This window comes from Stenotrophomonas sp. 14P6.2.3, from assembly GCF_057799055.1.
Window position 1 is genome coordinate 1 of sequence record NZ_JBYOLA010000028.1, and the last position, 23125, is coordinate 23125.

Genomic DNA, 23125 nt, shown 5'->3' on the forward strand with positions numbered 1-23125 from the left:
CCCCCCCCCTCCCCCCCTCCCCCCCCCCCCCACTACCGTATTTCGATCACCGGCGGCTCGCCGTAGAACCGCTTGAGATGCGCAGCCACTTCCGGCAACGCTTCCGCCAGCAGATCCGGCGCAGAGAAGTGGTACTCGCTGGCCACCGCAAAAAACTCTTCCGGTGCTTCCGCCGCGTAGGGATCGATCAGCGTTTCCACGCCTGCATCCACCTGCGCACAGAACGCGTCGTACGATTTCTGGAAGTCCGCAGCCCACTCGCGTTGCCATGCACGCGGCAACGGCGGCGTGCCGTCCATCGCACCGTCCAGCCCATCCAGCTTGTGCACCATCTCATGTACGGCCACGCAGTAGCCCTCATGCGGTGCCGCCAGGTCGGCCTGCACATCGGCCCACGACAGAATCAACGGGCCGCTGTCCCACGACTCGCCGATCAGCTCGTCATCCCACTCGTGCAGTACCCCGGCGGCATCCATGTGGCTGCGATGCACGCGGAACGCATCGGGGTAGACGATCAGCTGCGACCAACCCTCCAGCCCCACTTCGCCGAACTCCAGCAGCGGCAGGCAGCACAGTGCGGCCAGCAACACGCCATCGGCCGGCTGCAGTTGCAGGTCGCCGATCGGTGAGATGGTCTTCTCATGCAGGAAGCGCGTGGTCAACGCGCGCAGGCGTGTACGCCGTTCGTTGTCCAGGCCGCGTAACCATGCTGCGCGGTGGCAGGCATCGTTCCAGTGTGCGTCTTCAATCGGCCGCGGCGTGGGCCGCAGCCACTGCAGCAACGACTTGATCAGCGGAACATACCCGGCAGGTAGCTGTGCCACTTCGGTGCGCGGATGCGCTGCAGTACATCGTCGTCACCACCGCCACCGCTGCTGGTGGTAGCAGCCGGGCGCACCGGTGCCGGCTTGGCGGCGGCTGCGGCCGGCGCGCTGGTCGGTGTGCGCTGCGAAGCCGCATCGCTTGCCGAATAGACGCAGGCGCCACGGCTGTCATCAAGCGCTGCTGTGGCAGACGCCGCGAAGGGCATCGTCAGCAGGATCAGGCAATGGGCATAACGGCGCATTGACGACATCCACGTTAAGGGAGGGTGAGCTCTCGATTCTAGCCCGAACCCGGCGCCAGATTGGAAGCCCGCCGGAACCGGGCCTGGCGGGCGTCGCTGGCGGCTTTCCCGCATAATTCCGTTCTGACCTTGTGGAAGCTGCCGTGGACGATCGCCAACTGCTGGCCAAACTCGCTGCCGGTCGCCTGTCCGGCGACGCCCTGGCCCGTGAGCTGGGCCAGACCCGGGCCGCCATTTGGAAGCGTATTCAAGGGCTTAGGGCCGCCGGTGTCGAGGTGGAAGGGCGTGCGGGCGAGGGCTACGGGCTGACCCGGCCGGTCGACCTGCTGGAGGCCAAGACCATCCGCGCCGGCCTGCCCAAGGACGCCGCCGCGCTGCTGCACGACCTGCAGGTGGCCTGGACGGTGGACTCCACCAACGCCGAATTGCTGCGGTGCAGCGCGCCCCAGCGCGGTGTCAGCGTCCTGCTGGCCGAGCGCCAGACCGGTGGCCGTGGCCGTCGTGGCCGCACCTGGGCCTCGCCGTTGGCCGCGCATGTGTATCTGTCGGTGCTGCGTCTGTTCGAGGGTGGCTTGGGCCGCTTGGCCGGCCTGAGCCTGGTCGCTGGCGTCGCCGTGGCCGAAGCGCTGCACGACCTGGGCTATGCGCAGGCACAGCTGAAATGGCCGAACGATGTGCTGGTGGATGGCCGCAAGCTGGTCGGCCTGCTGGCCGAGGGCGGTGGCGAGTACGCCGGCCCGGCGCGCGCCGTGATCGGTATCGGCATCAACGTACACATGCCGCCGGCCTTCGCCGAACAGATCACCCAGCCTTGGGTGGACCTGGACACGCTGGCCGGCGCATCGGTGGATCGCAACACGGTGGTGGCCGCGGTGCTGGCACGCCTGCTGCCGGCGCTGGAAGAATTCGATCGCGAAGGGCTGGCGCCGTTCCTGCCGCGCTATGCAGCGTTCGACATGCTGGCCGGTCGCGAAGTGCGCGTGCAGCTGGATGGACAGTGGCAGCACGGTACCGCGCTCGGCCTGGCCGACGATGGCGCGCTGCGCGTTGACATCGATGGCCGCGAGCGCCTGCTGCATGCCGGCGAAGTCAGTGTGAGAAAAGCATGAGCGACTGGTTGTTCGACCTGGGCAATTCGCGTTTCAAGTTTGCCCCCTTGCACGGCGACCGCGCCGGCGACGTCCAAGCCTGGGCGCACGGCGCCGAAGGCATGGCCGGGCAACCGCCGCACAGCCTGCCCAGTGGTGAAACCGCGTTTGTCGCCAGCGTCGCTGCGCCGTCGCTGACCAGCGCCATGCTGGATCAGTTGCAGCGCCGCTTCGAGCACGTGCATGTGGTGCGCACCAGCGCCCAGTGTGCAGGCGTACGCATTGCCTACGCCAAGCCGGAAAAATTCGGTGTCGACCGTTTCCTGGCCCTGCTGGCCGCCGCCAAGGCGCAACGGCCGGTGCTGGTGGTCGGTGTCGGCACCGCCCTGACCATCGACCTGCTTGATGCCGATGGTCAGCATCACGGTGGACGTATTTCCGCCTCGCCGACCACCATGCGCGAAGCGTTGCACGCGCGCGCGGTGCAACTGCCGGCCAGCGGTGGTGACTACAGCGAATTCGCCAACGACACTGCCGATGCGTTGGCGTCGGGCTGCGATGGTGCTGCCGTTGCATTGGTCGAACGCAGTGCCCGCCAGGCGCAGGCGCTGCTGGGCGTGATGCCGTCGCTGCTGGTGCATGGCGGTGGCGCGCCCGCGCTGATGCCGCTGCTGGACGGCGCCGACTACCACCCGTCGCTGGTGCTGGATGGCCTCGCCCGCTGGGCGGTGCACCAGCCCGCAGGCTAGTATCGGCGCATGCTGACCCGTGCCCTGATCGTCGTGCTGGCGATCCTCAATCTTGGTGTCGCCACCTGGTGGCTGCTGCGCGATGAGCCCGCGCGCGCGCCGTTGCCGCCGCACCCGACCGGCGTGGCCGAACTGCGTTGGCTGCCCGGCGGGACCGATGCGGCCGTGGCCGCACAGGCCTCGGCAGCGGCACCCACAGAAGCATTGGTGGAGCGTGAGGCCGCGCCGGCTACCGCAGTGGCCGCTGCGCCTGCGCCGGCACCGGCGATACCCCCAGCATCCAGCAAGCCGGCCGAACCGGTGAAGGCGCCCGAACCGGTCGCCGCCATCGCCAAGCCAGCGCTGGAACCGGTGGCCGAGAAGCCCGCAGCCCCGGCCGCAACGCCGCGCTGCCTGGCACTGGGCCCGTTCGCCGACCGTGCCGCCGCCACCGCCGCACAAGGCCGTGCCGGCACCCTGCTGAGCCAGGTGCGCCTGCGCGAGCAGCCCGCCGCCAGTGGCAGCGCCCGTTACCGCGTGCTGCTGCCCGCCGCCGCCAACCGTGATGACGCGCAGGCCACGGTCAAGCGCATCGTCGCCGCCGGGCTGAGCGACTACTACATCATCAGCCAGGGCGAAGAGACCAACGCCATTGCACTGGGCCAGTACCGCAACCGCGAGGGCGCCGAACGGCGCATGGCCGCGGTACAGGCCGCTGGCTTCCAGCCGCGGCTGGTCGCCAGTGGTGATGCCGGCCAATGGTGGCTGGAAGGGCAGCTGGCGGCTGCCGCCGAACCGGCCCAGGCGCAGCAGCGCAGCGGCGCCGCGCAGCAACGGTCGCTGGAATGCACGCGACTGCGCTAGAATTCCCAAACCACGGCACTGCCGTCGGCGTTTCACCCCGTGCCGCTTTAGCTCAGTTGGTAGAGCAACTGTCTTGTAAACAGTAGGTCATCCGTTCGATTCGGATAAGCGGCACCATCTCCCGGCTAACTCCAATTGCCCCTTTGTTGCCTGGGGCAGTCTCGTGCCTGTGTGCCTACGCCGCATGCAGCTGCAGCTCCACGTATTCCGCCAATCCCCGACACGCCAGCAGTAGCCCTTCGCGCGTTCCGTCGCCGATCTGCTGCCCGTCGTCTCCATCCACCCGCACGCGTTCGGCGGCGTGGAACATTTCCAGCAAGGTGGTCAGTCCGGCAGCTGCACGGTCTGCGCGTGCCATGGCCATGCCCTGGCCGGGTGTCAGCGCTGGTCCGCGCCACGGCTGACCGTCGGCACCATCGCCGCTGCGGATGCGCTGCAGGCAGCCTTGCAATGTGATCGGGTCCGGGACATCGACGGCGGCGGCGAATGCAGCCTCCAGTGGCTGCGCAAGCTCGGGGGGCAGACGTTCGGCGGCGTCGCCCAGCGTGGCGGTCAGGTAGGGATAGTCAGGAGCGGACATGTGGGCATCCTCGGGTGCAGCAGAGGCGCCACCGGCAGAGGGTGGCGGGCGATGCGTGGTTTCCAATCCGGCGCTTGATGAAACCGGCGGGCACAAGGCCCCCACGCACCGCCCGCCATAAGGCAGCAGACGGATTGCCAGCCGGCGCCGTTCAAGAAGCAGCGACGCCGGCTGGCAAGCGTAAATACATCAAGCACTCAGGGTTGGAAGCCCCGGCCATCCGTTGTCGATGGCAATTCATCATGCGCACGCAGAATCACGCGCTGCCAGTCGATTATTCCGATGGCATCGCGCTGTTTGAAAGGAAGAGTGAATTATCGCAATTGGCTTGTCGTGGCCAATCACAAGACATAAACGACATTCTGCGCGGCGTGCTATTGGAGCCTGAAACAGGCCGTGGCGCCGCTATCGTGCGGCGCAAAGTCAACTCGGCGTGTCAAGCCAACTTAACCACGTCCCCAAGCGATCGACTCAACCATCATACGCACCAGCTGGGCGATCAACGCTGCCCCGGATCACCCGGCACCAGGTGCCGCCACGGGAACACATCCTTGGCGAAATGGCTGACATAGCCCCCCGTCGCTGCCTGGATGACCATGAACGACAACCGTGGGCGCATGGCCTGCAGTGACTGCAGCTGTTCCAGCGTCAGCGCGCTGTTTCGCAGCCGAAAGGTGTGCACGGCGGCGAAGGCGTCGCTGGCGAACAAGCGCTCATAGGCCGCGAAAGGCGTGACCGCATCAATCTCGCGCGCGTCGGCCCAGACGAACTGCAGTTCCGTCGATTCACTGAAATCCAGCAGGCCCAACGTAGGCAGGTTGCGTGATGCGGCGAGGTTGTCGATGAAGCGCTGGGTGTCCGAGCCACCGCCGATGCGCAGGCTGTGCAGGTGCGGCAGCGGCACCTCGAAGAACGCGGCATCCGGTGCATTCGGCACCACCAGTTCGCTGAGGTGCGGCGCCCTGGAAACGAAGCGGGCGATCTCGCCGTCTTCTTCCATGATGGTGCCCGCGCGCTGCACCAGCGACATGTTGTGGTCGGCCGGTTCGGTCGGGGAGATCGACAACGAGCGCAGGCGCGGGAAACGCACGTCGCTGTCCAGCAGGGCAGTGAACTCCCACTCACGCGTGCCGTTGGCCCCTTCGTCCGGGCCGGTGAACGACAGCGACATGATCGCATCGGCCACGCGCTGATCGGACAGGCAGGCCAGCGTCCACGCGAATGGCTCATCCCATGGGTTGCCGAAGAACTCCACGTGCAGGCCACCGTACAACGGCGCCACGGTCACCCGTTCCTGCAACGCTGCCCACAGCGGGCCGGCCGGGTCCTGGATGTCCAGTTCATGCTCGGCCGCACAGTCCAGATTGAACGCATGGATGCGTTGCTGCAGCGCCAGCAGCAGCTGCTGCGCGTGGTCGAAGGGCAGGGCGGTCATGTGTGTGTACCGGACGTCCGTGTGATACCGCCGATGATAGCGCTGGCCCGCTTGCGGTGGTCTGCGGCCGGTGACCGGTGGCTTGATGTTCCTCACGACAGAGCAACTCCGGCAGCCCCCATACTGGTGGCCACCGCACACCTCTTGCCAGGAAGCCGACCATGCGCCACCACCGCCTGTCGTTGACCATCGCGCTGCTCGCCAGCGCCTTCGCAGCTCCAGCAATGGCCGCTGTGCCGTTCTTCAACGCCAGTTGCCCGGGTGGCATCGACGTGCACGCCGACGAAGGCGGGCCGGTCTACGTGCAGGGCCGCGAGACCACACTCAAGCGCTTCAACGATCGCTACTTCGAGGCGCGCGATGCCAACAGCGGCACCACGCTTTCGATCAGCACCGGCGACGACGGCACACCGCAGGTCAGCTACACCGGGCGCGGCGGCGCCAACGGTATCTGCCAGGTCAGCGGCGTCGGTTCCCCTGCGGCCGCAGAAGGGGGCAGGCAGCACCGGGATCAGGATCGCGATGACAATGCGGCGCTGCCACGGGAAGTGACCTGCGAATCCACCGATCAGCGCCAGGTGTCCTGCGACATGGACACGCGTGGCACTGTGGAGATCGTGCGCCAGCTCAGTCGTACCCGTTGCGAGCAGGGCAGCAGCTGGGGCCTGTCGCGGCATTCGGTGTGGGTCAACGGTGGTTGCCGTGCGACGTTCCGCAACATGTCCAAGGCCGCAGCCAACGCGCCAGCGGGCGATACCGCGCTCGGTGCGTGCAACGCAAGCAAAGGCGCACAGGGCACGCTGGTGACCCAGGTGCCGGTCGGAACCGATTACCAGGAACTGATCATCGATTATCCCGATGGACGTTTCCTGTGCATGATGCGCAACGACGGCCGGATGCAGAGCGTTACGCCGATCAAGCGGCGCTGAGTCTGTGTCCCATGATTTGCAGTCGGGTATGTGGCTGCTCGCGCGTGAATTGGCCTGCAGAAGCAGGCCAATGACGCTATCGCGTAGCTCCGTCAATCCTCGTGGGTGGGGCGGGACGGTTTGGCTGGGCCGACTGTGACTTTGCCGGACCCTCCGCCGCCGCCGCCATAGCTGCCGCCACTGATGGGCCCGGTGTAACCGCCGCCGCCGCCTCCGCCGCCATTGCCATTCCCGCCGCCGCCGCGAGCGGGAGGGCTCGTCGTGATGGGTTCACGCGAAGTTCCATTCCAGTCGTGGCTATCGGTCATTTGGTAGGTCACGCAGTGGGACGCGTTGCAGATGATGACCTTGGATCCTGGTTGGATGTATTCCTGGTAGCTCCCAAAATTGTTCTTGTTCGTTACCTGCATGTATCTGGTCAGAAATGCTTTCGTCGCTGTATCCGGAAGTGGGATCTGTCCAAGACATTGCGTGCAGGACGCTGGGCCGAATACGGAGGAAGCGTTGCCGAAGGGCCAGGTTGCATGCGCGAATGGAAGTGCGACGACTGCTGCCAGGACTGCGATTGCCGCAATAAGTATCTTTGTTTTCATATGATTAAGCGGTCTGTCTATTCTTGGTTCGTAGGATTTTCAATCGAGATTCATTCGCAGCATGATCGGTAGATTTCACTTGAGAGCTCTTGCGCGTTAATGATCTGCTCAGTCTGCATGCTGCTGGACAGGCGGCTTATCGATTCCGCGGAGTACTGGCTTGGATGCACGCGCTGCAGGGCCATCCAGTAGCCGAGACTCTTGGTGTAGGAGCGCTCGGCGACTATTCCTCGGTCATAGATGTTTGCGAGAGCTTCGATCGAATCCACGTTCCCTGAGGAAACAGATTCGCTTAGATACTCCACAGCGTTCCGGCGATAGTCGATCAGCCTGCTGGGATCTGACAGAATTTCAGTGAGATCGCCGATGGCCGCACGAGGGTTCTGGGCGTACATCAGTCTGGCTTCAATCGACCCTTGGGCGGCTGCCAGTGAAAGCCAGTTTTCTCCCGTGATGTCGGTTCGTTCGGCAATCGTCTTGCAGTTCTCGATTTCTTCTTCGATACGCCTCGAGAACTGCTCGGCAAGACCCATGGATGAGTACACCTTGTACTCACCGTCGTCGCCGGGATCGAGGGCGCGTTTGCAACTGGCAACCCTTGCGTGTATTTCGTAGCTTGCCTGGCTGTCGCCTGTTTTTGATCGCTGTACTCTCTCGTCGATGTAGCTTGTGGCATCTCCTTTGTACTCGGGGCTCTTGATGTCGATCAGGAACGCCTTGGGTCCCAATGCGATGCGCGCATTGACCGTCGCGGTGGATCGCTGTGCATCCGTTCTTGCAGTACGCGGATCGGCCATTTCATGGGTAGATGCCGCACCCTCCAACTCCAGAAGTGACGCGTGCCCTGCCGAGGAGGTGTCGGCGCCGGATACCGAGCAGGACGCCGTCAACACCGTGAGCGTGCCGATACACAAGCGCTTGCTGAGTGGCCTCGGGAAGCTGGGTGAGATTTTTCTTCGATTCAACGCAGGAACATCCTTGCCTCCAATTTGGGGCGAGCACCTTCGCTGCGCCGACGGGAAAGCGATAGAGCCGTATCCGTCAGTGTGGAGAACCCCATCACAGGCGGAAGAACTTCTGATTCACAAGGCCGGGGAAGCCCTACGCGCGGTTGCCCGTCGTCCCTTTGCGGCATGGCGGCGCCATCCCCTGCTGCACCGCCGCGAGTGGTGTCACATGCGTCTGGCTAGACTGTGCTTCTTTTTCGTTCGCAGGAGGCACCCATGGCCCATCATCCCGCCGTTACCCTGATCGGCGTCCCCACCGACATCGGGGCGGGCCATCGCGGCGCCCGGCTGGGGCCGGAAGCGCTGCGCGTGGCTGGCCTGCCTGAAGCACTGGAAGCGCGTGGCGTGGACGTGCGCGACCTCGGCAACCTGGACGGCCCGCGCAACCCGTGGACCGCGCCGGTGCAGGGCTACCGTCACCTGGACGAAGTGGTGGCGTGGAACCACGCATTGATGGAAGCCAGCTACGCCGAGCTGCTGGCCGGGCGCATGCCGATCATGCTCGGCGGTGACCACTGCCTGGGCATCGGTTCGATCACTGCAGTCGCGCGCTGGTGCCGCGAGCAGGGCAAGGAGCTGCGCGTGCTGTGGCTGGATGCGCATTCGGATTTCAACACCAGCGATGTGACTCCGTCGGGCAACATCCACGGCATGCCGGTGGCCTGCCTGTGCGGCCTCGGCCCGGATGCACTGACCAAGCTGGGCGGCACCTCGCCGGCCATCAAGCCTTCGCAGATGCACCAGATCGGCATCCGTTCGGTGGACCCGGAAGAAAAGCGCCTGATCAAGACCCACAAGGTCGATGTCTACGACATGCGCTACATCGACGAGAACGGCATGAAGCGCACCGTGGAAGCGGCGCTGGCCGGCATCGACGAGAACACCCACCTGCACGTCAGCTTCGATGTCGATTTCCTTGACCCGAGCATCGCCCCGGGCGTGGGCACCACCGTGCCGGGCGGGGTGAACTACCGCGAAGCGCAGCTGGTGATGGAGATGATCGCCGACAGCGGCCGCATGGGCTCGCTGGATATCGTCGAACTCAATCCGCTGCTGGACAACCACAACAGCACCGCCGAACTGGCCGTGGATCTGGTGGAAAGCCTGTTCGGAAAATCGACCCTGATGCGCGACTGAGAGGGTCTTGCCTGAACGGTTGGACGAACCGTTCACACGCGCTCCACGCCCCTGCCGCCAGATTGCACCTCACGCGGCAGTGTTGGCTTCAACCAGCCTGCCGCCCCGATCAATACAACCGAACCCCGTGATTGAGCGGTGTAGCGGCAAACCCAAGGAGAAGCCCATGAAGCGCGTAGTTGCCCTGATGCTGTTGTCGATGTTCTCGGTGGCCCTGCTGGCCGGTTGCAACACCGTTGCCGGTGCCGGCAAGGACGTGCAGAAGGCTGGTGAGAAGGTTGAGGATGCTGCCAAGGGCAACTGAGCCTGAGGCGGTGCGCAGTACGGAAAAGGCCGGGATCTTCCCGGCCTTTTTTCATGGGCGATTGTTGAGAGTGGACGCCGCGTGTCGATGGGTAGTGAACCATTCAAGCAGGTGAGCAGCGTTTTCATGGTCGGTTGACCGTGCTTCAACAGCCATTGCGGGAAGCTGCATGCACGGTAACAACGCCGTTGCATTCCAAGGAAGCCTCAGCAATGAACAAAGACATCATTTCCGGCAAGTGGTCCCAGCTCAAGGGCAAGGCCCAGGCGAAGTGGGGCGATCTGACCAATGACGATTTCGATGTGGCCGAGGGCAATGCCGAGTATCTCGCCGGCCGCCTGCAGGAGCGCTATGGCTGGGCCAAGGACCGCGCTGAGAAAGAGGTCCGCGATTTCCAGGACAGCGTGAGCAAGGACTACCCGGACTACAAGTAACCGGGCCACGCTCGCCCACGTTCTGCCCCCACAGACAACGCCCGCGCCGGAAGGTGCGGGCGTTGCGCTGTGTGGCGATCAACGTGCCGGCGGGTCGGGCACGTAGCGGTTGGGGAACGCCTGCGGCTGGCGGTCCAGGCGCGACGGTGAATCGAGCAGGATGCCGCGCGCGCGCAGGTTGCGGGCGCTGTCGTAGCGCAGCTGCAGTACCTGTGCCGGGCTGCGGGTGGCGCGTTCGAAATCGGTATCGCGCACCGAGGAACTCTCACGTGCACCATGGCCGGTGCCCAGCGCAGGTGCCTGCGACTTGGCCGAGTAACCTTCGATGCGGCTGGCACTGGCATCGGCGGCCGCCGAGGCTTCGGCGGCCTCTGGTGCCGGCCCGGCGCGATCACGCAGGATCGGCTGCGGACGCGGGTACCAGCGGCGCGCCTCTTCGAACACCGCTACGCCGACCACGCCGACGTTGTCGGGGCGGCCGGTGCGGCTGGCGTAGCTGCCGCTGGGGCTGCTGAAGACGAACTGGGCCACTTCATCCTGGGTCTTGCGCCAGCCGGTGATGTCCGCGCGCTGGCCGGGATTGAGCACGTAACCGGTCTGCGAGGGATCGGCATCTTCGCCGGAGATGGCGTTGACCCCGTCCACCGACAGCACCACCAGCACCCGGCGCGGGCTGTCGTTGTACAGGCGCACCGCATAGCGATGGCCGCGCTCACCGGCCACCCAGCGCTGGCCGTCGGCCGGGTAGCTGCGCAGCTCGGTGCCGCGGTCGCGGTCGACCAGGGCCACGCGCACCGGGCCGTCCTGCGGCATCGGCGGGGGCAGCGGGGCCGGGCGGAAGCCGGCCAGGGGCAGGATCAGCAGCAGGGGCAGCAGGCGTTTCATCGGGCGTCTCCAGCGGGGTTGGGTGAATGAACGTGCCGGGGGCCCTGACGGGGTTGACCGTGTGCACGGTAAACTGGCTCCGTTCATAGAAGGTTTCCGTACGCAGTCATGACGACCCGAGTCCTTACCGGCATCACCCCCTCCGGCACGCCCCACCTGGGCAACTACGTTGGCGCCATCCGTCCGGCCATTGCGGCCAGCCGCGCGCCGGACATCGAGAGCTTCTTCTTCCTGGCCGATCTGCACAGCCTGATCAAGTCGCAGGACCCGCAGCGCACCCAGCGCGCGACCCTGGAGATCGCCGCCAGCTGGCTGGCCTGTGGCCTGGACCCGGAACACGTGTGGTTCTACCGCCAGAGCGACATCCGCGAGACCACCGAGCTGATGTGGTTCCTGACCGCCATCGCCAGCAAGGGCATCCTCAACCGCGCCCATGCCTACAAGGCGGCGGTGGACAAGAACCGTGAGGAAGGTCAGGACGAGGACGCAGGTGTCAGCGCCGGCCTGTTCATGTACCCGGTGCTGATGGCCGCCGACATCCTGATCTTCAAGGCCAACCAGGTACCGGTGGGCCGTGACCAGATCCAGCACATCGAGATGGCGCGCGACTTCGCCCAGCGTTTCAACCACGTGTACGGCAAGGAGTATTTCCCGCTGCCGGACGTGGTGATCGACGAGCAGGTGGCAACGCTGGCGGGCCTGGATGGCCGCAAGATGAGCAAGAGTTACCACAACACCATTCCGCTGTTCGTGCCGCGCGAAGAGCTGAAGAAGCTGGTGTTCTCGATCCTGACCGACTCGCGTGCACCGGGCGAGCCGAAGGACACCGAAGGTTCGGCGCTGTTCCAGATGTACCAGGCATTCGCCACCCCGGAACAGACCGCCGCATTCGCCAAGGCCTTCGCCGACGGCATCAGCTGGGGCGATGCCAAGCAGCAGCTGTTCGAGCGCATCGACAGCGAGTTGTCGCCGCTGCGCGAGCGCTACAACGCGCTGATGGCCGAGCCGGAAAAGATCGAAGCGCTGCTCAAGCGCCGTGGCCAGCAGCTGCGTGAGCAGCTGGCGGCACCGCTGCTGGAAGAGCTGCGCCATGCGGTGGGCCTGCGTGATCTGTCCGATGCCGGCGACATCGCCAGCGAAGATGCCGGTGAAGCCCGCGCCGCACCGCCGCTGTTCAAGCAGTACCGCGAGAAGGATGGCCGTTTCTACTTCAAGCTGACCGCAGGTGACGGCACGCTGCTGATCCAGAGCGAAGGCTTCGACTCGCCGCGCGATGCCGGCCAGCTGATCGCCGTGCTGAAGCAGGCCGAGCAGGGCGACCAGCTGCAGAGCGATCTGTTCAAGCTGGAAGCCGAGGTCGATGCGGTGCTGGCGGCGTTGGCCGTGCTGCGCGAAGCGGCCTGACCTGCACCACCTTTGTAGAGCCGAGCCCACGCTCGGCTTGGCGGAAAAGCAGCCGAGCATCGGCTCGGCTCTACAGTGCATTGCAGCCATGGCATGATGTCCGCGCGCCTCAGGCGCGATGACATGGAGTCTGCGATGGCCTGGTTGTCGCTGCTGCTGTTCCTGCCCTGGTTCATTCTGCTGGGCAGCCTGTACTGGCTGTTCCCGCGACAGCCGCGTACCGCGCGGCGGCGCCTGTTCGATGGCGCCACCCTGGCGCTTGCGCTCGCCCTGAGCATCGTGGCGATGCTCTGGGGCCACCACATCGGTCTGGTTCAGCCGGGCGCCGGACCGATCTGGCCACAGGTGCTGGCGGTGCTGTATGCCTATGGCGCGTTCCTGGCGGTGCTGGTGATGGCCCTGTTGCTGCGCCCGCGCTGGTTGCGCCTCTGATGTAGCGCCCCGCGCGTGCCCTCTGTAGAGCCGAGCCCATGCTCGGCTGATGTCTGGCAGAAAGGCAGCCGAGCGTGGGCTCGGCTCTACGGAATTGCCCCCTCCGACCAAAGCCGCATCGATCACGCCATGCCGGCGCGCCTACCATGGGCCTCTGTTCCCGATCCTGCCAGGTGCGCGTCGATGACCGCCGACCCCAGCATCCACACCATCGATACCGGTTTCCAACGGCCTGATTTCGATGCCGCCTACCTGATCATCGAAAACGGCCGTGCCGCGTTCGTCGACTGTGGTACCGGCCTGTCGGTGCCGGCGATGCTGCAGGCCTTGACCGACAACGGGCTGGGCGTGGAGGCGGTGGACTGGCTGCTGCTGACCCACGTGCATCTGGATCATGCCGGCGGCGCTGGCCTGCTGATGCAGCAGCTGCCGAATGCGCGTGCGGTGCTGCATCCGCGCGGCGCGCCGCACATGATCGATCCGACCCGGCTGATCGCCGGTGCCACCGCCGTCTATGGTGCCGAGGAAATCGCGCGCAGCTATGGCCGCATCGAAGCGATTCCCGAGCATCGCGTGGTGGTGGCTGACGACGGCCAGCGCATCGACCTGGCAGGCCGCGAGCTGGTGCTGTTGCATACCCCGGGCCACGCGCTGCACCACTACTGCGTGTGGGATGCGCGCAGCCGCAGCTGGTTCACCGGCGATACCTTCGGTATCTCCTACCGCGAACTGGACAGTGCGCAGGGCGCTTTCATCTTCCCCACCTCATCGCCGGTGCAGTTCGATCCGGAAGCGATGAAGGCGTCGATCCAGCGCATGCTCGGCTACGCACCGCAGGCGATGTACCTGACCCACTACGGTCGTGTTGAACAGGTCGAAAAGCTGGCCGAAGATCTGTTCGAACAGATCGATGCGATGGCGGCAATCGGCCGCCAGTGCGACGGCCGTCCCGACCGTCATCGCGGCCTGCTGGCCGCGCTGCAGGCGCTGTACCTGGAGCGTGCACAGCAGCATGGCTGCGCACTGGACCTGGCTGCGGTAACCGAGGTGCTGGCGATGGATATCGAACTCAACGCACAGGGCCTGGCCTGCTGGCTGGACCGCGCGCCGCGGTAGATCCACGCCACGCGTGAATGACGCGCGCCCAGGCTGCGCCGCGATGTCACGACCACGTTACACTCTGGTGACTTCCAAGCTAGCCGTGGTACTGCCGTGAACCCGATGCGCGTGTTGCTGCTGTCGTCCTGCCTGTTCGTCGGTGGCCTGGCCCATGCGGCCAATGACCTGCCCGGCGGCGGCATCGATCCGCAGGCGCTGTCGCGTCATGTGCGCGTGCTGGCATCGGACGAATTCGAAGGCCGGGCACCGGCCACCGAAGGCGAAGAACGCACCGTGCAGTACCTGATCGAGCAGTTCCGCAGCTACGGGCTGCAGCCGGGTGGTGTGGATGGCAGCTGGGTGCAGCCGGTGCCGTTGGTGCGCGCGCAGCTGGATGGCCCGGCCAAGGCCAGTCTCGCCCTGAAGGGCGGCAAGCGTGCGCTGGCCAATGGCGTGGACGTGACCCTGCAGAGCCTGCAGCCGCGCAAGCGCGTGCAGATCAAGGATGCGCCGTTGGTGTTCGTCGGCTACGGCATCGACGCGCCCGAGCGCCACTGGAACGACTACAAGGACGTGGACCTGCACGGCAAGATCGCCGTGATGCTGATCAACGACGCCGATTTCGAGGCCGATGCGCCGGGTGCGTTCGATGGCAAGGCGGTGACCTACTACGGCCGCTGGACCTACAAGTTCGAGGAAGCCGCACGCCGTGGTGCCGAAGGCGTGCTGATCGTGCATGAGACCGCACCGGCCGCCTACGGCTGGGCCACGGTGAAGAGTTCGGGCACCTCGCCGCTGTTCGATATCGAGCGCGGCCAGGCCGAAGCGATGGCCCAGCACACGCCGCTGCGTGGCTGGATGCAGCGGGAGCTGGCCGAACAGATCTTCGCCGACGCCGGCCTGGATTTCGATGCCGAGAAGCGCAAGGCGATGAGCGCGGACTTCCGTCCGGTTGCGCTGGACAACGCCAAGCTGAGCGTCGATTTCGCGCTCAAGCGCGAGCAGGTGGTGACCCGCAACGTGGTGGCCAAGCTGCCCGGCGGCGAGCACGCCGATGAGGCGGTGATCTTCTCGGCGCACTGGGATGCCTTCGGCATCGGCCAGGCCGACGCCAAGGGCGACCGCATCCGCCGCGGTGCGATCGACAACGCCACCGGTGTGGCCACCGTGCTGGAACTGGGCCGGGTGTTCGCCGCCGGCCCGCAGCCGCAGCGCACCCTGTACTTCGTCGCGCTGACCGCCGAAGAGAAGGGCCTACTGGGTGCCAGCTACTACGCCGCGCACCCGCTGGCGCCGCTGGACAAGACCGCTGCGGTACTGAACATCGAGATGTTCAGCCCGGATGGTGCCACCCGTGACATCGCGTCGTGGGGCAAGGGCCGGGTGTCGCTGGAAGGCGACCTGGAACGCGTGGCCAAGGCCCGCGGCCGCAGCTACAGCCCGGACCCGAATCTGGAAGCTGGCTTCTTCTACCGTGCCGACCACTTCGCCTTCGCCCGCCTGGGCGTGCCGGCGATCACCATCGGCCCGGGCCTGGACAAGCTGGACGGCGGTGTCGACGCTGGCCGCGCGCTGCGCGAAAAGTACTTCGCCGACTGCTACCACCAGGCCTGCGATGCGTGGACGCCGAGCTGGGATCCGGCGGGTCACGCGGCCGATACCCTGCTGGTCTACGATCTGGGCGCCGAGCTGGCCAACAGCCGTCGCTGGCCGCAGTGGGAGAAGGAATCGGAATTCCACGGCGCCCGCGAGAAGAGCGAAGCCGCCCGCCGGTAAGCGCACGGCAATGCCGACCTCTGCTGGCCGGCAACCTCTGAACGCACGGGCAATGCCGGCCGCCGGCCGACAACCTCTGAACGCACGGGTAGTGCCGGCCGCTGGCCGGCAAGCTCATGAACCTTCCGAAGGGATGCGCAGGTGCCGGCCAGCGGCCGGCATTACCACGTCTTCCGCAGCAGCTTCCAGGCGCCCCAGCCGGCGGCCACAAGCGCGGCCAGATAGCAGGCCACCATCATGCGCAGGCCGGCCACCGGTGCAGGATTGCTACCCCGGCTCAGACGCAGATGCAGGGAGCTGGCACCGCTGCCCAGATCCGCTGCCAGCTGCAGCACCAGCGCAGCGCAGAACGCCAGCAGGGCAATGCCGAAGCCGATACGTGGCCAACTCGCCTGGGCGCCGGGCCGGCGGATCAGCCATGCCAGCAGGGTTGCTGCGCCCAGACCCAGTGCAAGCCACACCAGCGGCGTGGCAGGAGAAGCGGCGGCCACCGGCATTGCACCGGTGGCCGCGATCACTACGGCGCGCTTACTTGCGGGTGCCGTCGAGCCAGTTGGGGCCCTTGTTGGTGAGGAAGAATACATAGACCACCAACGATACCGCGATCGTCGCGGTGACGTAGATGGCGAACCAGTCCACGTGGCCGGTCTTCAACGCGCCCTGGTACAGCAGCGGCGCGGTGCCGCCGAACAGCGAGTTGGCCAATGCATAGCCGAAGCCCACGCCCAGCGCACGGATGTGGGTGGGGAACAGTTCTGCCTTCACCACGGCATTGATGGAGGTGTAGCCGGTGAGGATGACAAAGCCCAGTGCCAGGGTGAGGAAGGCGAGGGTGGCATCGTGCTGGTGCGGCAGCTGGGTGATCAGGTACCAGCTGTACAGCACGCCGCCCACGCCGAAGAACACCAGCAGGCTCTTGCGGCCGATGATGTCAGACAGCCAGCCGCCCACCGGCTGCAACACCATCAGGAAGGCCAGCACACCCAGGTTGATCAGCGTGCCGGTCATCGGATCGTTGCCGGCGAACGCACTCTGGATCATCTTCGGGCCGTTCACCGAGTAGGTGTAGAAGGCGATGGTGCCACCGGCGGTGATCAGGAAGCACAGCAGCAGCGGACGCCACTGGTGCACGAACAGTTCGTACATCGAGCCGGACTTCTTGTCCTTGCCCTCGCGCGCGGCTTCGATGGAGGATTCCGACAGCGATTCGTCCATGCCACGGCGCAGCCAGAACACCACCACGGCGGCGATGCCACCGATGCCGAAGGCGATGCGCCAGCCCCACTCTGAGATTTCCGGCTTGGCCCAGAACGTCAGCATCACGAACAGGGTCAGCTGGGCCAGCACATGGCCGCCCACCAGGGTGACGTAGTGGAACGAGGACAGGAAGCCGCGGCGGCCGGGAATGGCGGCCTCGGACATGTACGTGGCGCTGGCACCGTACTCGCCACCGGTGGCGAAGCCCTGCAGCAGACGCGCGAACAGCAGGATGATCGCCGCCCAGATGCCGATGCTGGCAGCGGTGGGGGTGATGGCGATGATGAACGAGCAGAAGGCCATCAGCGTGACCGACACGGTCAACGCCAGGCGACGGCCATGACGGTCGGCGAAGCGGCCGAAGAACCACGCGCCGATCGGGCGCATCAGGAACGTCGCGGCGAAGATCGCCCACACGTACATGGTGGAGTTCTTGTCTTCAGGCGAGAAGAACTGCGATTCGAAGTACACGGCGAACACCGAGTACACGTAGACGTCGTACCACTCCACCAGGTTGCCGGCGGAGCCTTTGAGGGTGTTGGAGATGGAACGCCGCAGGGCGGCGCCATCGCTGGCGGGTACGGCGGGTTGGGACGTGGTGCTCATCTGGGTGGGAATCCTCGATGCGGTGCGTCCATGCGGGAAAGATCGGTGCCAGGGGCGCGCAGTGCGCTGCCGGCCAGCCTCCTGGGTACTGCGTCCCACGTCAACGCCGGGTGCCGGAAGGGCGGGCGGGACATGGATGGATGACAGCGTGCCACCACATGGGCTGCCGGACCATAACCAAAACGTCCTAAAATCCGTTTTCCCCCGGCTCCCTGGTGTGTCATGTCGGCTCCCCCCGTTCCGTCTGCGGCTGCCCCCCGGGGTGGCCTTGTCGCGTTGGCGCTGCTGCTGGTCTACGTGGTCTGGGGCTCGACCTACCTGGGTATCGCCAAGGCCCTGCATGGCGGCGCGCTGCCGCTGACGATGGTCTCCGGCAGCCGGTTCATCATTGCCGGCGGCGTGATGTACCTGGCACTGCGCCTGTTCTGGAAGATGCCGCGGCCGAGCCTGCGGCAGTGGCGCAACCTGGCCATCATGGGCGTGACCATGCTGGTGCTGGGCAACGGCATGGTGGTGCTGGCCGAGCGCGAGGTGTCATCCGGCCTGGCCGCCACGGCGGTGGCCTCGGTGCCGCTGTGGATGGCGTTGTTCTCGGCCCTGCGTGGCCAGCACGCCAGCAAGGGTGAATGGCTGGGCATCGCCGTCGGCTTCGTCGGCGTGGTCTGGCTCAACGCGGGCAGCAGCCTGACTGCCTCGCCCACCGGGCTGGTGCTGCTGCTGATCGCACCGGTCGGGTGGGCGTTCGGCTCGGTGTGGGCACGCGGGCAGGACCTGCCGGGCCCGTTCATGACGGCCGCCGGGCAGATGATCTGCGGTGGTGTGCTGCTGGTGCTGATCGGCCTGGTCGTCGGCGAGCGCCCAACCACGCTGCCCGATACCGGTGGCCTGCTGGCGATGGCCTACCTGTGCGTGTTCGGTTCGATCGTGGCGTTCACCGCCTACGTCTGGCTGCTGCAGAACGTACGCCCGGCGCTGGCCGGCAGCTATGCCTACGTCAATCCGGTGATCGCGGTGCTGCTGGGTGCGGCGTTGAACGGCGAACGTTTCGGCTGGCGCGACTTCCTGGCCATGGCAGTGATACTTCTGGGTGTGGTGGTACTGACGATGGCAAGGACACGCAAGCGATGAGCATGGACGAGAAAGAACAACGCCGCGGCCTGCTGGTCACCGCGTCCACCTTCGTGCTGTGGGGGCTGGTGCCGGTCTACTGGCACCTGCTGAACGAGGTGCCGTCGTTCCAGATCATCGCCCACCGCATCATCTGGAGCACCGTGCTGGTGGTGGCCTGGCTGCTGATCGCCTCGCGCTTCGGCTGGTGGAAGAAGATCGCCGCGCAACCGCGCGCGCTGCCGATCCTGGCGGTATCGAGCCTGACCATCGCCTTCAACTGGGGCCTGTACATCTGGGCGGTCAATGCCGGTCACGTGATCGAGACCAGCCTGGGCTACTTCATCAACCCGCTGGTGAACGTGCTGCTGGGCGTGCTGGTGCTGAAAGAGCGCTTGCGCCGCGTGCAGTGGGTGGCGGTGGCCATCGCTGCGGTGGGCGTGGCCTGGTTGACCATCGATGCGGGTACGCCGCCGTGGATCGCGCTGGGCCTGGCCTGCTCGTTCGGCCTGTATGGCCTGCTGCGCAAGCTGGTGTCGGTCGATCCGGTGGCCGGGCTGGGCGTGGAAAGCCTGTATCTGTTCCTGCCGGCGCTGGGCTTTGCGCTGTGGGCCGAGAACGGCCATGGCGGCGGCTTCTTCGGTGGCTGGGGCTGGGGCAACGATCTGCTGTTGATCTTCGGTGGCGTGGTCACGGCGGTGCCGCTGATCGGTTTCGCCTACGGGGTGAAGCGGATTCCGCTGTCGCTGGTTGGCATCCTGCAGTACATCGCACCGAGCCTGCAGCTGCTGCTGGGCGTGTTCTTCTTCCACGAGGCCTTCGACACCGGCAAGGCGATTGGTTTTGCGGCGATCTGGGCCGGGTTGATCCTGTTCGTCGCAGACAACGTGCGTGCGATGCGCGCCGCCAAGCGGTAGCGGTAGCGCCGGGCCATGCCCGGCGAACCTATGGGTCAGAGCCCTTCGCGGAGCGAAGGGGTCCGACCCCGCAAAAAAAGAACGGCGCCCCGAGGGGCGCCGTTCTGCTTCCATCCACGGCCAGGAGAGAGTTGGCCGGGGCGGGAACGCGGTTGCAGGCTTAGAAGCGCTGCTGGTACTTCATGTACATGAAACGACCGATATCGAAGCCACCGTAGTAGGTGAAGCTGCTGTTCGGCTGGCTGTACATGATCGGACCCTGGTGGTCGAACACGTTGTTCAGGCCCAGCGACACGGTGCCATCCCACGGCAGGCTGTAACGCACCTGCAGGTCGTGGAAGGTGTTGGAACCCACCTTGCGGCTCGGCTGTGCATCGGTATACGGCGAAACGAAGTCGGCCATGTTGCAGTCCGGGCCACCGCCCAGATCGTACGAGCAGGCTTCCTTCATGCCCGAGTAGTAACGGGCGGTCCAGCCGATGCCCAGGTTGCCGTACTGCCAATCCAGGTTGACGGTCGAACGCACGCGGAAGTCGCCGGCCCAGCCCACACGCTGCTCCACCGGGGTGGTGGCGGCGCTGTCGTTGCGCTGCTCCAGGTAGTCGGTGTAGGTGGTGTTCCAGTTGATGGCGAACTTGCCGTACGCGGTTTCCGGCAGGCGGTAACGCACACCGATGTCATAGCCGGCGGTTTCGCGGTAGCCGGCGTTGACCAGCGAGCGATCCAGTGCCGAGACCTGGCCACGGGTGGCCGCAGCGGTGGAACGGGTGAAGCGACCGCAGGCCGAATCCACACCCTGCACGTAGCACTGGTTGAGGATGTCGGTGGCCGACTCGCCGACGATGGCGTTGTCGATGCGGATCTTCCACCAGTCCAGGCTGACGTCCAAGCCCTGCACGAATTCCGGGCTGTAGACCAGGCCGACGGTCCAGGTCTTGGCGGTTTCCGGCTTCAGTTCCGGGTTGGAGCCGGAGTTGAAATCGGAGGTGGCCTGCTGGCCCGGGCGGTTGGCAAGGTTGCCGTCCGAACCGGTCTGCTGACGGAAGTTGGCCGGCACGTTCAGCGCCTGGCAGCGCGCTGCCACGGTCGGGCTGCTGGCGGCGATGCCGAACTTCGTATCGCACGGGTCGGTGAACGAATCGCGGCTGGACACCGCGCCGCCGTAGAGATCGTCCACGGTGGGTGCACGGAAGCCGGTGCCGTAGGTGGCGCGCACCAGCAGGCTGTCGATCGGCTTCCACTTCAGGCCGAACTTGCTGTTGGTGGTCGAACCGAAGGTGTTGTAGTCGGTGTAGCGACCGGCCAGGTCCAGCGACAGCTCACGGGCGAAGGCCATGTCGGCCAGCAGCGGCACCTGCATTTCCAGGTAGACCTCGTTGAGCGAGTAGTCGCCACGGGTCGGCTGGCCGGTGGTGCCGGCGATCTGGCCCTTCTGCACCATCAGGTCCGGGGTGTAGCTGGCTTCTTCGCTGCGGTGCTCGAAGCCCATCGCGCCCATGATGTCGCCGGCCGGCAGGGTGAACAGCGAGCCGGAGATGTTGGCGCTGGCGACCTTGGTGGTGCTGCGCATCTTGTCGACGAAGCGGGTGAACAGGTAGTCCTGCACGTCCTGGTTGCCCAGCGAGCCCGGGCCGGTGTAGCCCATCGGTGCAGCGGGATTCCACGGCACGCAGCCGGCGATCACCGCACCCGGCGTACCGCAGCGGGCAACGCCGCCGTCCATGAAGGACGGGCCGACGGCCAGGTTGACGTGCGGCTGGTACATGCTGCCGGTGCCAACGCGCTCGCCTTCATTGCGGTTGTACATGTAGCTGACGTTCCAGTCCCAGTAACGCGAACCGGTTTCGAAGCTGCCTTCCAGGCCGAGGCTGGCACGCTTGGTTTCCAGCGTGTTCTCGGTACCGCGCGGCAGCTCTTCGGTGCGGTGCGAGAACAGCACGTCCTGGCCCCACTTGTTGAAGGTGCTGTCCTTGGACAGGGCAGCGCGGGTGCCGTTGCGGGACTGCGCAGCCGAGACCGAGTACGGGTAGCCGGCCAGGTGCTTGGTCGACTCGCGCTTGCTGTACAGCGCGTCGGCGACGATGCGCAGGTTGTCGGTGATCGAGAAGCCGCCGTTGGCGAACACCGAGGTGCGCTCCAGGCCGCTCAGCAGGCTCATGTTGGTCTTGGCGTTGGCACCATCTGCCGGGTTCGGCGTGTGGAAGTTGCCAGCGCTGCTCGGGTCGCCGCCCGGGCCAACGGTCAGCGGCTTGCCACCGACGGTGACGGTGCCCCACTGGGTGGTCGGGCTCAGCGCGTCGACGTCGTCGGCGTGGCGCGGGCCACCCGGGTAACGGCTGAACTCGCGCGCATCGCCGAGGATTTCGTCTTCCTTGGTGCGCTCGGCACCGACGCTGAACCAGCCGCGGTCGAAGGTCTTGCCGAAGGTGGCGCTGTAGGAGCGCTTCTGGCCGTCGCCTTCACCGTACTGGCCGACATAGACGCTGGCTTCGCCACCATCGAAGTTCTTGCGGGTGATGATGTTGACCACACCGGCGATGGCGTCCGAGCCGTACAGCGCCGAAGCGCCGTCGGTCAGCACTTCCACGCGCTCGACGATGGCGGACGGAATCGAGGCCAGGTCGGAGTAACCGCCGGCGCTGACGCCCATGCGGCGGCCGTCGATCAGCACCAGGCTGCGTTCCGGGCCGAGGTTGCGCAGGCTGACATACATGCCGCCGAAATCGCGCGAGGAGCTCAGCGAGGACGAACGGCTCAGGCTCGGTGCGCCGGCTGCAGTGACGTCCTGCAGGATGTCGGCAACGTTGACGTAGCCCTTCTTCTCGATGTCGGCGCGGTTGATTGCCACCACCGGCTGCGCGGTCTCGACACTGGCCTGGCGGATGCGCGAGCCGGTGATCTCGATGCGGTCGAGGTTGGTGGGGGTATCACCGGCTTCCTGTGCGAAAGCGGGCGTGGTGCAGCTGGCGGCCAGCGCGATGACGATCGCGTTGCGCAGCGGGGTGGTCTTCAGGGACATCCGTGAAATCTCGTGTTTCAGAAAAAACATGCGTCCGTTCTATGGACGCGTGGGGTGCTGCAAACCAACGTGGGGGCCGGATTCTAGAGTGTTTTCATTGGTAACTGTTTGTCCGCGCGCGCTGTAACGCCGCGAAAATGAATCGCAACCAACAATCCACAGGTGCACTGTGCGCAACGTCACGCGCGTTGTGTCTGCGATGGGCAGAGGCATCGATAGCGGCGGTGTTCGCGCATTCTGTAGCGATGCGAGTGCGCATGCATCCATCCACGCATGGCGTGGATCTACTGGATCCCGCACGCGCCACATCGGTAGATCCACGCCATGCGTGGATGGCCGCACAGTAGATCCACGCCATGCGTGGATAGCCGCACAGTAGATCCACGCCATGCGTGGATGGCCCCACAGTAGATCCACGCCATGCGTGGATAGCCGCACAGTAGATCCACGCCATGCGTG

Annotated in this window: 22 protein-coding genes and 1 tRNA gene; 14 read left to right on the forward strand and 9 right to left on the reverse strand. The window is 65.9% G+C overall.

What is annotated here, in order from left to right; all coding sequences use genetic code 11:
• Positions 1-32: 32 nt before the first annotated feature.
• Both AC27VL_RS17120 and AC27VL_RS17125 read right to left on the reverse strand, forming a co-directional pair.
• Entirely contained in the window at positions 33-824 is a 792-nt protein-coding gene (locus AC27VL_RS17120) for a M90 family metallopeptidase (protein ID WP_165781033.1), read from the reverse strand.
• Positions 791-1066: a hypothetical protein gene (locus AC27VL_RS17125; protein WP_100554462.1), complete on the reverse strand. Its 276-nt coding sequence runs from the start codon at positions 1064-1066 to the stop codon at positions 791-793. The genes AC27VL_RS17120 and AC27VL_RS17125 overlap by 34 nt, the downstream gene beginning before the upstream one ends.
• Before the next feature lie 143 nt (positions 1067-1209).
• On the opposite strand from AC27VL_RS17125, the gene birA reads away from it, so the two are divergent.
• The 4 genes from birA (at position 1210) to AC27VL_RS17145 (ending at position 3863) form a co-directional block, all read left to right on the forward strand.
• Entirely contained in the window at positions 1210-2175 is a 966-nt protein-coding gene (gene birA / locus AC27VL_RS17130; protein WP_089242004.1) for a bifunctional biotin--[acetyl-CoA-carboxylase] ligase/biotin operon repressor BirA, read from the forward strand.
• Positions 2172-2903 (forward strand): type III pantothenate kinase, encoded by a 732-nt coding sequence (locus AC27VL_RS17135; protein WP_089241444.1) that lies wholly within the window; start codon positions 2172-2174, stop codon positions 2901-2903. Before birA ends, AC27VL_RS17135 begins: the two co-directional genes overlap by 4 nt.
• Positions 2904-2912: 9 nt before the next feature.
• The gene (locus tag AC27VL_RS17140; protein ID WP_191078449.1) at positions 2913-3746 is read left to right on the forward strand and encodes an SPOR domain-containing protein; all 834 of its coding nucleotides are present in this window, start codon (positions 2913-2915) and stop codon (positions 3744-3746) included.
• 41 nt (positions 3747-3787) lie between these two features.
• Positions 3788-3863 (forward strand) — tRNA-Thr (locus AC27VL_RS17145).
• Between the two features lie 58 nt (positions 3864-3921).
• Here AC27VL_RS17145 and AC27VL_RS17150 read toward each other — a convergent pair.
• Positions 3922-4326: a hypothetical protein gene (locus AC27VL_RS17150; RefSeq protein ID WP_191078290.1), complete on the reverse strand. Its 405-nt coding sequence runs from the start codon at positions 4324-4326 to the stop codon at positions 3922-3924.
• A gap of 499 nt (positions 4327-4825) precedes the next feature.
• Entirely contained in the window at positions 4826-5761 is a 936-nt protein-coding gene (locus AC27VL_RS17155) for a hypothetical protein (protein WP_488767538.1), read from the reverse strand.
• A 161-nt stretch (positions 5762-5922) separates the two neighbouring features.
• Here AC27VL_RS17155 and AC27VL_RS17160 point away from each other — a divergent pair, with 161 nt between their 5' ends.
• The gene (locus AC27VL_RS17160) at positions 5923-6690 is read left to right on the forward strand and encodes a DUF3011 domain-containing protein (protein ID WP_191078288.1); all 768 of its coding nucleotides are present in this window, start codon (positions 5923-5925) and stop codon (positions 6688-6690) included.
• Between the two features lie 643 nt (positions 6691-7333).
• On the opposite strand, the gene AC27VL_RS17165 is transcribed toward AC27VL_RS17160, so the two are convergent.
• Positions 7334-8197, reverse strand: a complete 864-nt coding sequence (locus AC27VL_RS17165; RefSeq protein ID WP_488767540.1) for a hypothetical protein — start codon at positions 8195-8197, stop codon at positions 7334-7336.
• A gap of 309 nt (positions 8198-8506) precedes the next feature.
• Here AC27VL_RS17165 and rocF point away from each other — a divergent pair, with 309 nt between their 5' ends.
• The 3 genes from rocF to AC27VL_RS17180 all read left to right on the forward strand — a co-directional run bounded on the left by rocF (position 8507) and on the right by AC27VL_RS17180 (position 10165).
• Positions 8507-9427, forward strand: a complete 921-nt coding sequence (gene rocF, locus AC27VL_RS17170) for an arginase (RefSeq protein ID WP_488767542.1) — start codon at positions 8507-8509, stop codon at positions 9425-9427.
• 166 nt (positions 9428-9593) lie between these two features.
• Entirely contained in the window at positions 9594-9731 is a 138-nt protein-coding gene (locus AC27VL_RS17175; RefSeq protein ID WP_019661832.1) for an entericidin A/B family lipoprotein, read from the forward strand.
• Between the two features lie 212 nt (positions 9732-9943).
• The gene (locus tag AC27VL_RS17180) at positions 9944-10165 is read left to right on the forward strand and encodes a CsbD family protein (RefSeq protein WP_089241428.1); all 222 of its coding nucleotides are present in this window, start codon (positions 9944-9946) and stop codon (positions 10163-10165) included.
• Positions 10166-10243: 78 nt separating this feature from the next.
• Here AC27VL_RS17180 and AC27VL_RS17185 read toward each other — a convergent pair whose 3' ends face one another.
• Entirely contained in the window at positions 10244-11050 is an 807-nt protein-coding gene (locus AC27VL_RS17185) for a hypothetical protein (RefSeq protein ID WP_089241426.1), read from the reverse strand.
• 108 nt (positions 11051-11158) lie between these two features.
• Here AC27VL_RS17185 and AC27VL_RS17190 point away from each other — a divergent pair, with 108 nt between their 5' ends.
• The 4 genes from AC27VL_RS17190 to AC27VL_RS17205 all read left to right on the forward strand — a co-directional run bounded on the left by AC27VL_RS17190 (position 11159) and on the right by AC27VL_RS17205 (position 15760).
• Positions 11159-12454, forward strand: a complete 1296-nt coding sequence (locus AC27VL_RS17190) for a tryptophan--tRNA ligase (RefSeq protein ID WP_099819623.1) — start codon at positions 11159-11161, stop codon at positions 12452-12454.
• A 135-nt stretch (positions 12455-12589) separates the two neighbouring features.
• Positions 12590-12886 (forward strand): hypothetical protein, encoded by a 297-nt coding sequence (locus AC27VL_RS17195; protein ID WP_099819624.1) that lies wholly within the window; start codon positions 12590-12592, stop codon positions 12884-12886.
• Positions 12887-13069: 183 nt separating this feature from the next.
• Positions 13070-14002: an MBL fold metallo-hydrolase gene (locus tag AC27VL_RS17200; RefSeq protein WP_488767546.1), complete on the forward strand. Its 933-nt coding sequence runs from the start codon at positions 13070-13072 to the stop codon at positions 14000-14002.
• A 105-nt stretch (positions 14003-14107) separates the two neighbouring features.
• The gene (locus AC27VL_RS17205; protein WP_230110305.1) at positions 14108-15760 is read left to right on the forward strand and encodes a M28 family metallopeptidase; all 1653 of its coding nucleotides are present in this window, start codon (positions 14108-14110) and stop codon (positions 15758-15760) included.
• 161 nt (positions 15761-15921) lie between these two features.
• Here the strand turns inward: AC27VL_RS17205 and AC27VL_RS17210 are convergent, their stop codons facing one another.
• Both AC27VL_RS17210 and AC27VL_RS17215 read right to left on the reverse strand, forming a co-directional pair.
• Positions 15922-16257, reverse strand: a complete 336-nt coding sequence (locus tag AC27VL_RS17210) for a hypothetical protein (protein ID WP_100554524.1) — start codon at positions 16255-16257, stop codon at positions 15922-15924.
• A 31-nt stretch (positions 16258-16288) separates the two neighbouring features.
• On the reverse strand, positions 16289-17623 hold the full coding sequence (locus tag AC27VL_RS17215) for an MFS transporter (RefSeq protein WP_099819627.1): 1335 nt from the start codon (positions 17621-17623) through the stop codon (positions 16289-16291).
• 222 nt (positions 17624-17845) lie between these two features.
• Here AC27VL_RS17215 and yedA point away from each other — a divergent pair, with 222 nt between their 5' ends.
• Positions 17846-18751: a drug/metabolite exporter YedA gene (gene yedA, locus AC27VL_RS17220; RefSeq protein ID WP_100554472.1), complete on the forward strand. Its 906-nt coding sequence runs from the start codon at positions 17846-17848 to the stop codon at positions 18749-18751.
• On the forward strand, positions 18748-19647 hold the full coding sequence (gene rarD, locus AC27VL_RS17225; RefSeq protein ID WP_488767549.1) for an EamA family transporter RarD: 900 nt from the start codon (positions 18748-18750) through the stop codon (positions 19645-19647). The genes yedA and rarD overlap by 4 nt, the downstream gene beginning before the upstream one ends.
• Before the next feature lie 160 nt (positions 19648-19807).
• Here rarD and AC27VL_RS17230 read toward each other — a convergent pair whose 3' ends face one another.
• Entirely contained in the window at positions 19808-22666 is a 2859-nt protein-coding gene (locus tag AC27VL_RS17230) for a TonB-dependent receptor (protein ID WP_100554474.1), read from the reverse strand.
• Positions 22667-23125: the final 459 nt, after the last annotated feature.

Excerpts from the sequence above, each read along its gene's own strand:
- AC27VL_RS17150 (WP_191078290.1), bottom strand. The coding sequence starts at position 4,326 with ATGTCCGCTCCTGACTATCCCTACCTGACCGCCACGCTGGGCGACGCC.
- AC27VL_RS17230 (WP_100554474.1), bottom strand. The coding sequence starts at position 22,666 with ATGTCCCTGAAGACCACCCCGCTGCGCAACGCGATCGTCATCGCGCTG.
- rocF (WP_488767542.1), top strand. The coding sequence starts at position 8,507 with ATGGCCCATCATCCCGCCGTTACCCTGATCGGCGTCCCCACCGACATC.
- AC27VL_RS17125 (WP_100554462.1), bottom strand. The coding sequence starts at position 1,066 with ATGCGCCGTTATGCCCATTGCCTGATCCTGCTGACGATGCCCTTCGCG.
- AC27VL_RS17135 (WP_089241444.1), top strand. The coding sequence starts at position 2,172 with ATGAGCGACTGGTTGTTCGACCTGGGCAATTCGCGTTTCAAGTTTGCC.
- AC27VL_RS17210 (WP_100554524.1), bottom strand. The coding sequence starts at position 16,257 with ATGCCGGTGGCCGCCGCTTCTCCTGCCACGCCGCTGGTGTGGCTTGCA.
- AC27VL_RS17200 (WP_488767546.1), top strand. The coding sequence starts at position 13,070 with ATGACCGCCGACCCCAGCATCCACACCATCGATACCGGTTTCCAACGG.
- AC27VL_RS17185 (WP_089241426.1), bottom strand. The coding sequence starts at position 11,050 with ATGAAACGCCTGCTGCCCCTGCTGCTGATCCTGCCCCTGGCCGGCTTC.
- AC27VL_RS17205 (WP_230110305.1), top strand. The coding sequence starts at position 14,108 with ATGCGCGTGTTGCTGCTGTCGTCCTGCCTGTTCGTCGGTGGCCTGGCC.
- rarD (WP_488767549.1), top strand. The coding sequence starts at position 18,748 with ATGAGCATGGACGAGAAAGAACAACGCCGCGGCCTGCTGGTCACCGCG.
- AC27VL_RS17195 (WP_099819624.1), top strand. The coding sequence starts at position 12,590 with ATGGCCTGGTTGTCGCTGCTGCTGTTCCTGCCCTGGTTCATTCTGCTG.
- AC27VL_RS17175 (WP_019661832.1), top strand. The coding sequence starts at position 9,594 with ATGAAGCGCGTAGTTGCCCTGATGCTGTTGTCGATGTTCTCGGTGGCC.
- AC27VL_RS17155 (WP_488767538.1), bottom strand. The coding sequence starts at position 5,761 with ATGACCGCCCTGCCCTTCGACCACGCGCAGCAGCTGCTGCTGGCGCTG.
- AC27VL_RS17140 (WP_191078449.1), top strand. The coding sequence starts at position 2,913 with ATGCTGACCCGTGCCCTGATCGTCGTGCTGGCGATCCTCAATCTTGGT.
- AC27VL_RS17215 (WP_099819627.1), bottom strand. The coding sequence starts at position 17,623 with ATGAGCACCACGTCCCAACCCGCCGTACCCGCCAGCGATGGCGCCGCC.
- AC27VL_RS17180 (WP_089241428.1), top strand. The coding sequence starts at position 9,944 with ATGAACAAAGACATCATTTCCGGCAAGTGGTCCCAGCTCAAGGGCAAG.
- yedA (WP_100554472.1), top strand. The coding sequence starts at position 17,846 with ATGTCGGCTCCCCCCGTTCCGTCTGCGGCTGCCCCCCGGGGTGGCCTT.
- AC27VL_RS17190 (WP_099819623.1), top strand. The coding sequence starts at position 11,159 with ATGACGACCCGAGTCCTTACCGGCATCACCCCCTCCGGCACGCCCCAC.
- AC27VL_RS17160 (WP_191078288.1), top strand. The coding sequence starts at position 5,923 with ATGCGCCACCACCGCCTGTCGTTGACCATCGCGCTGCTCGCCAGCGCC.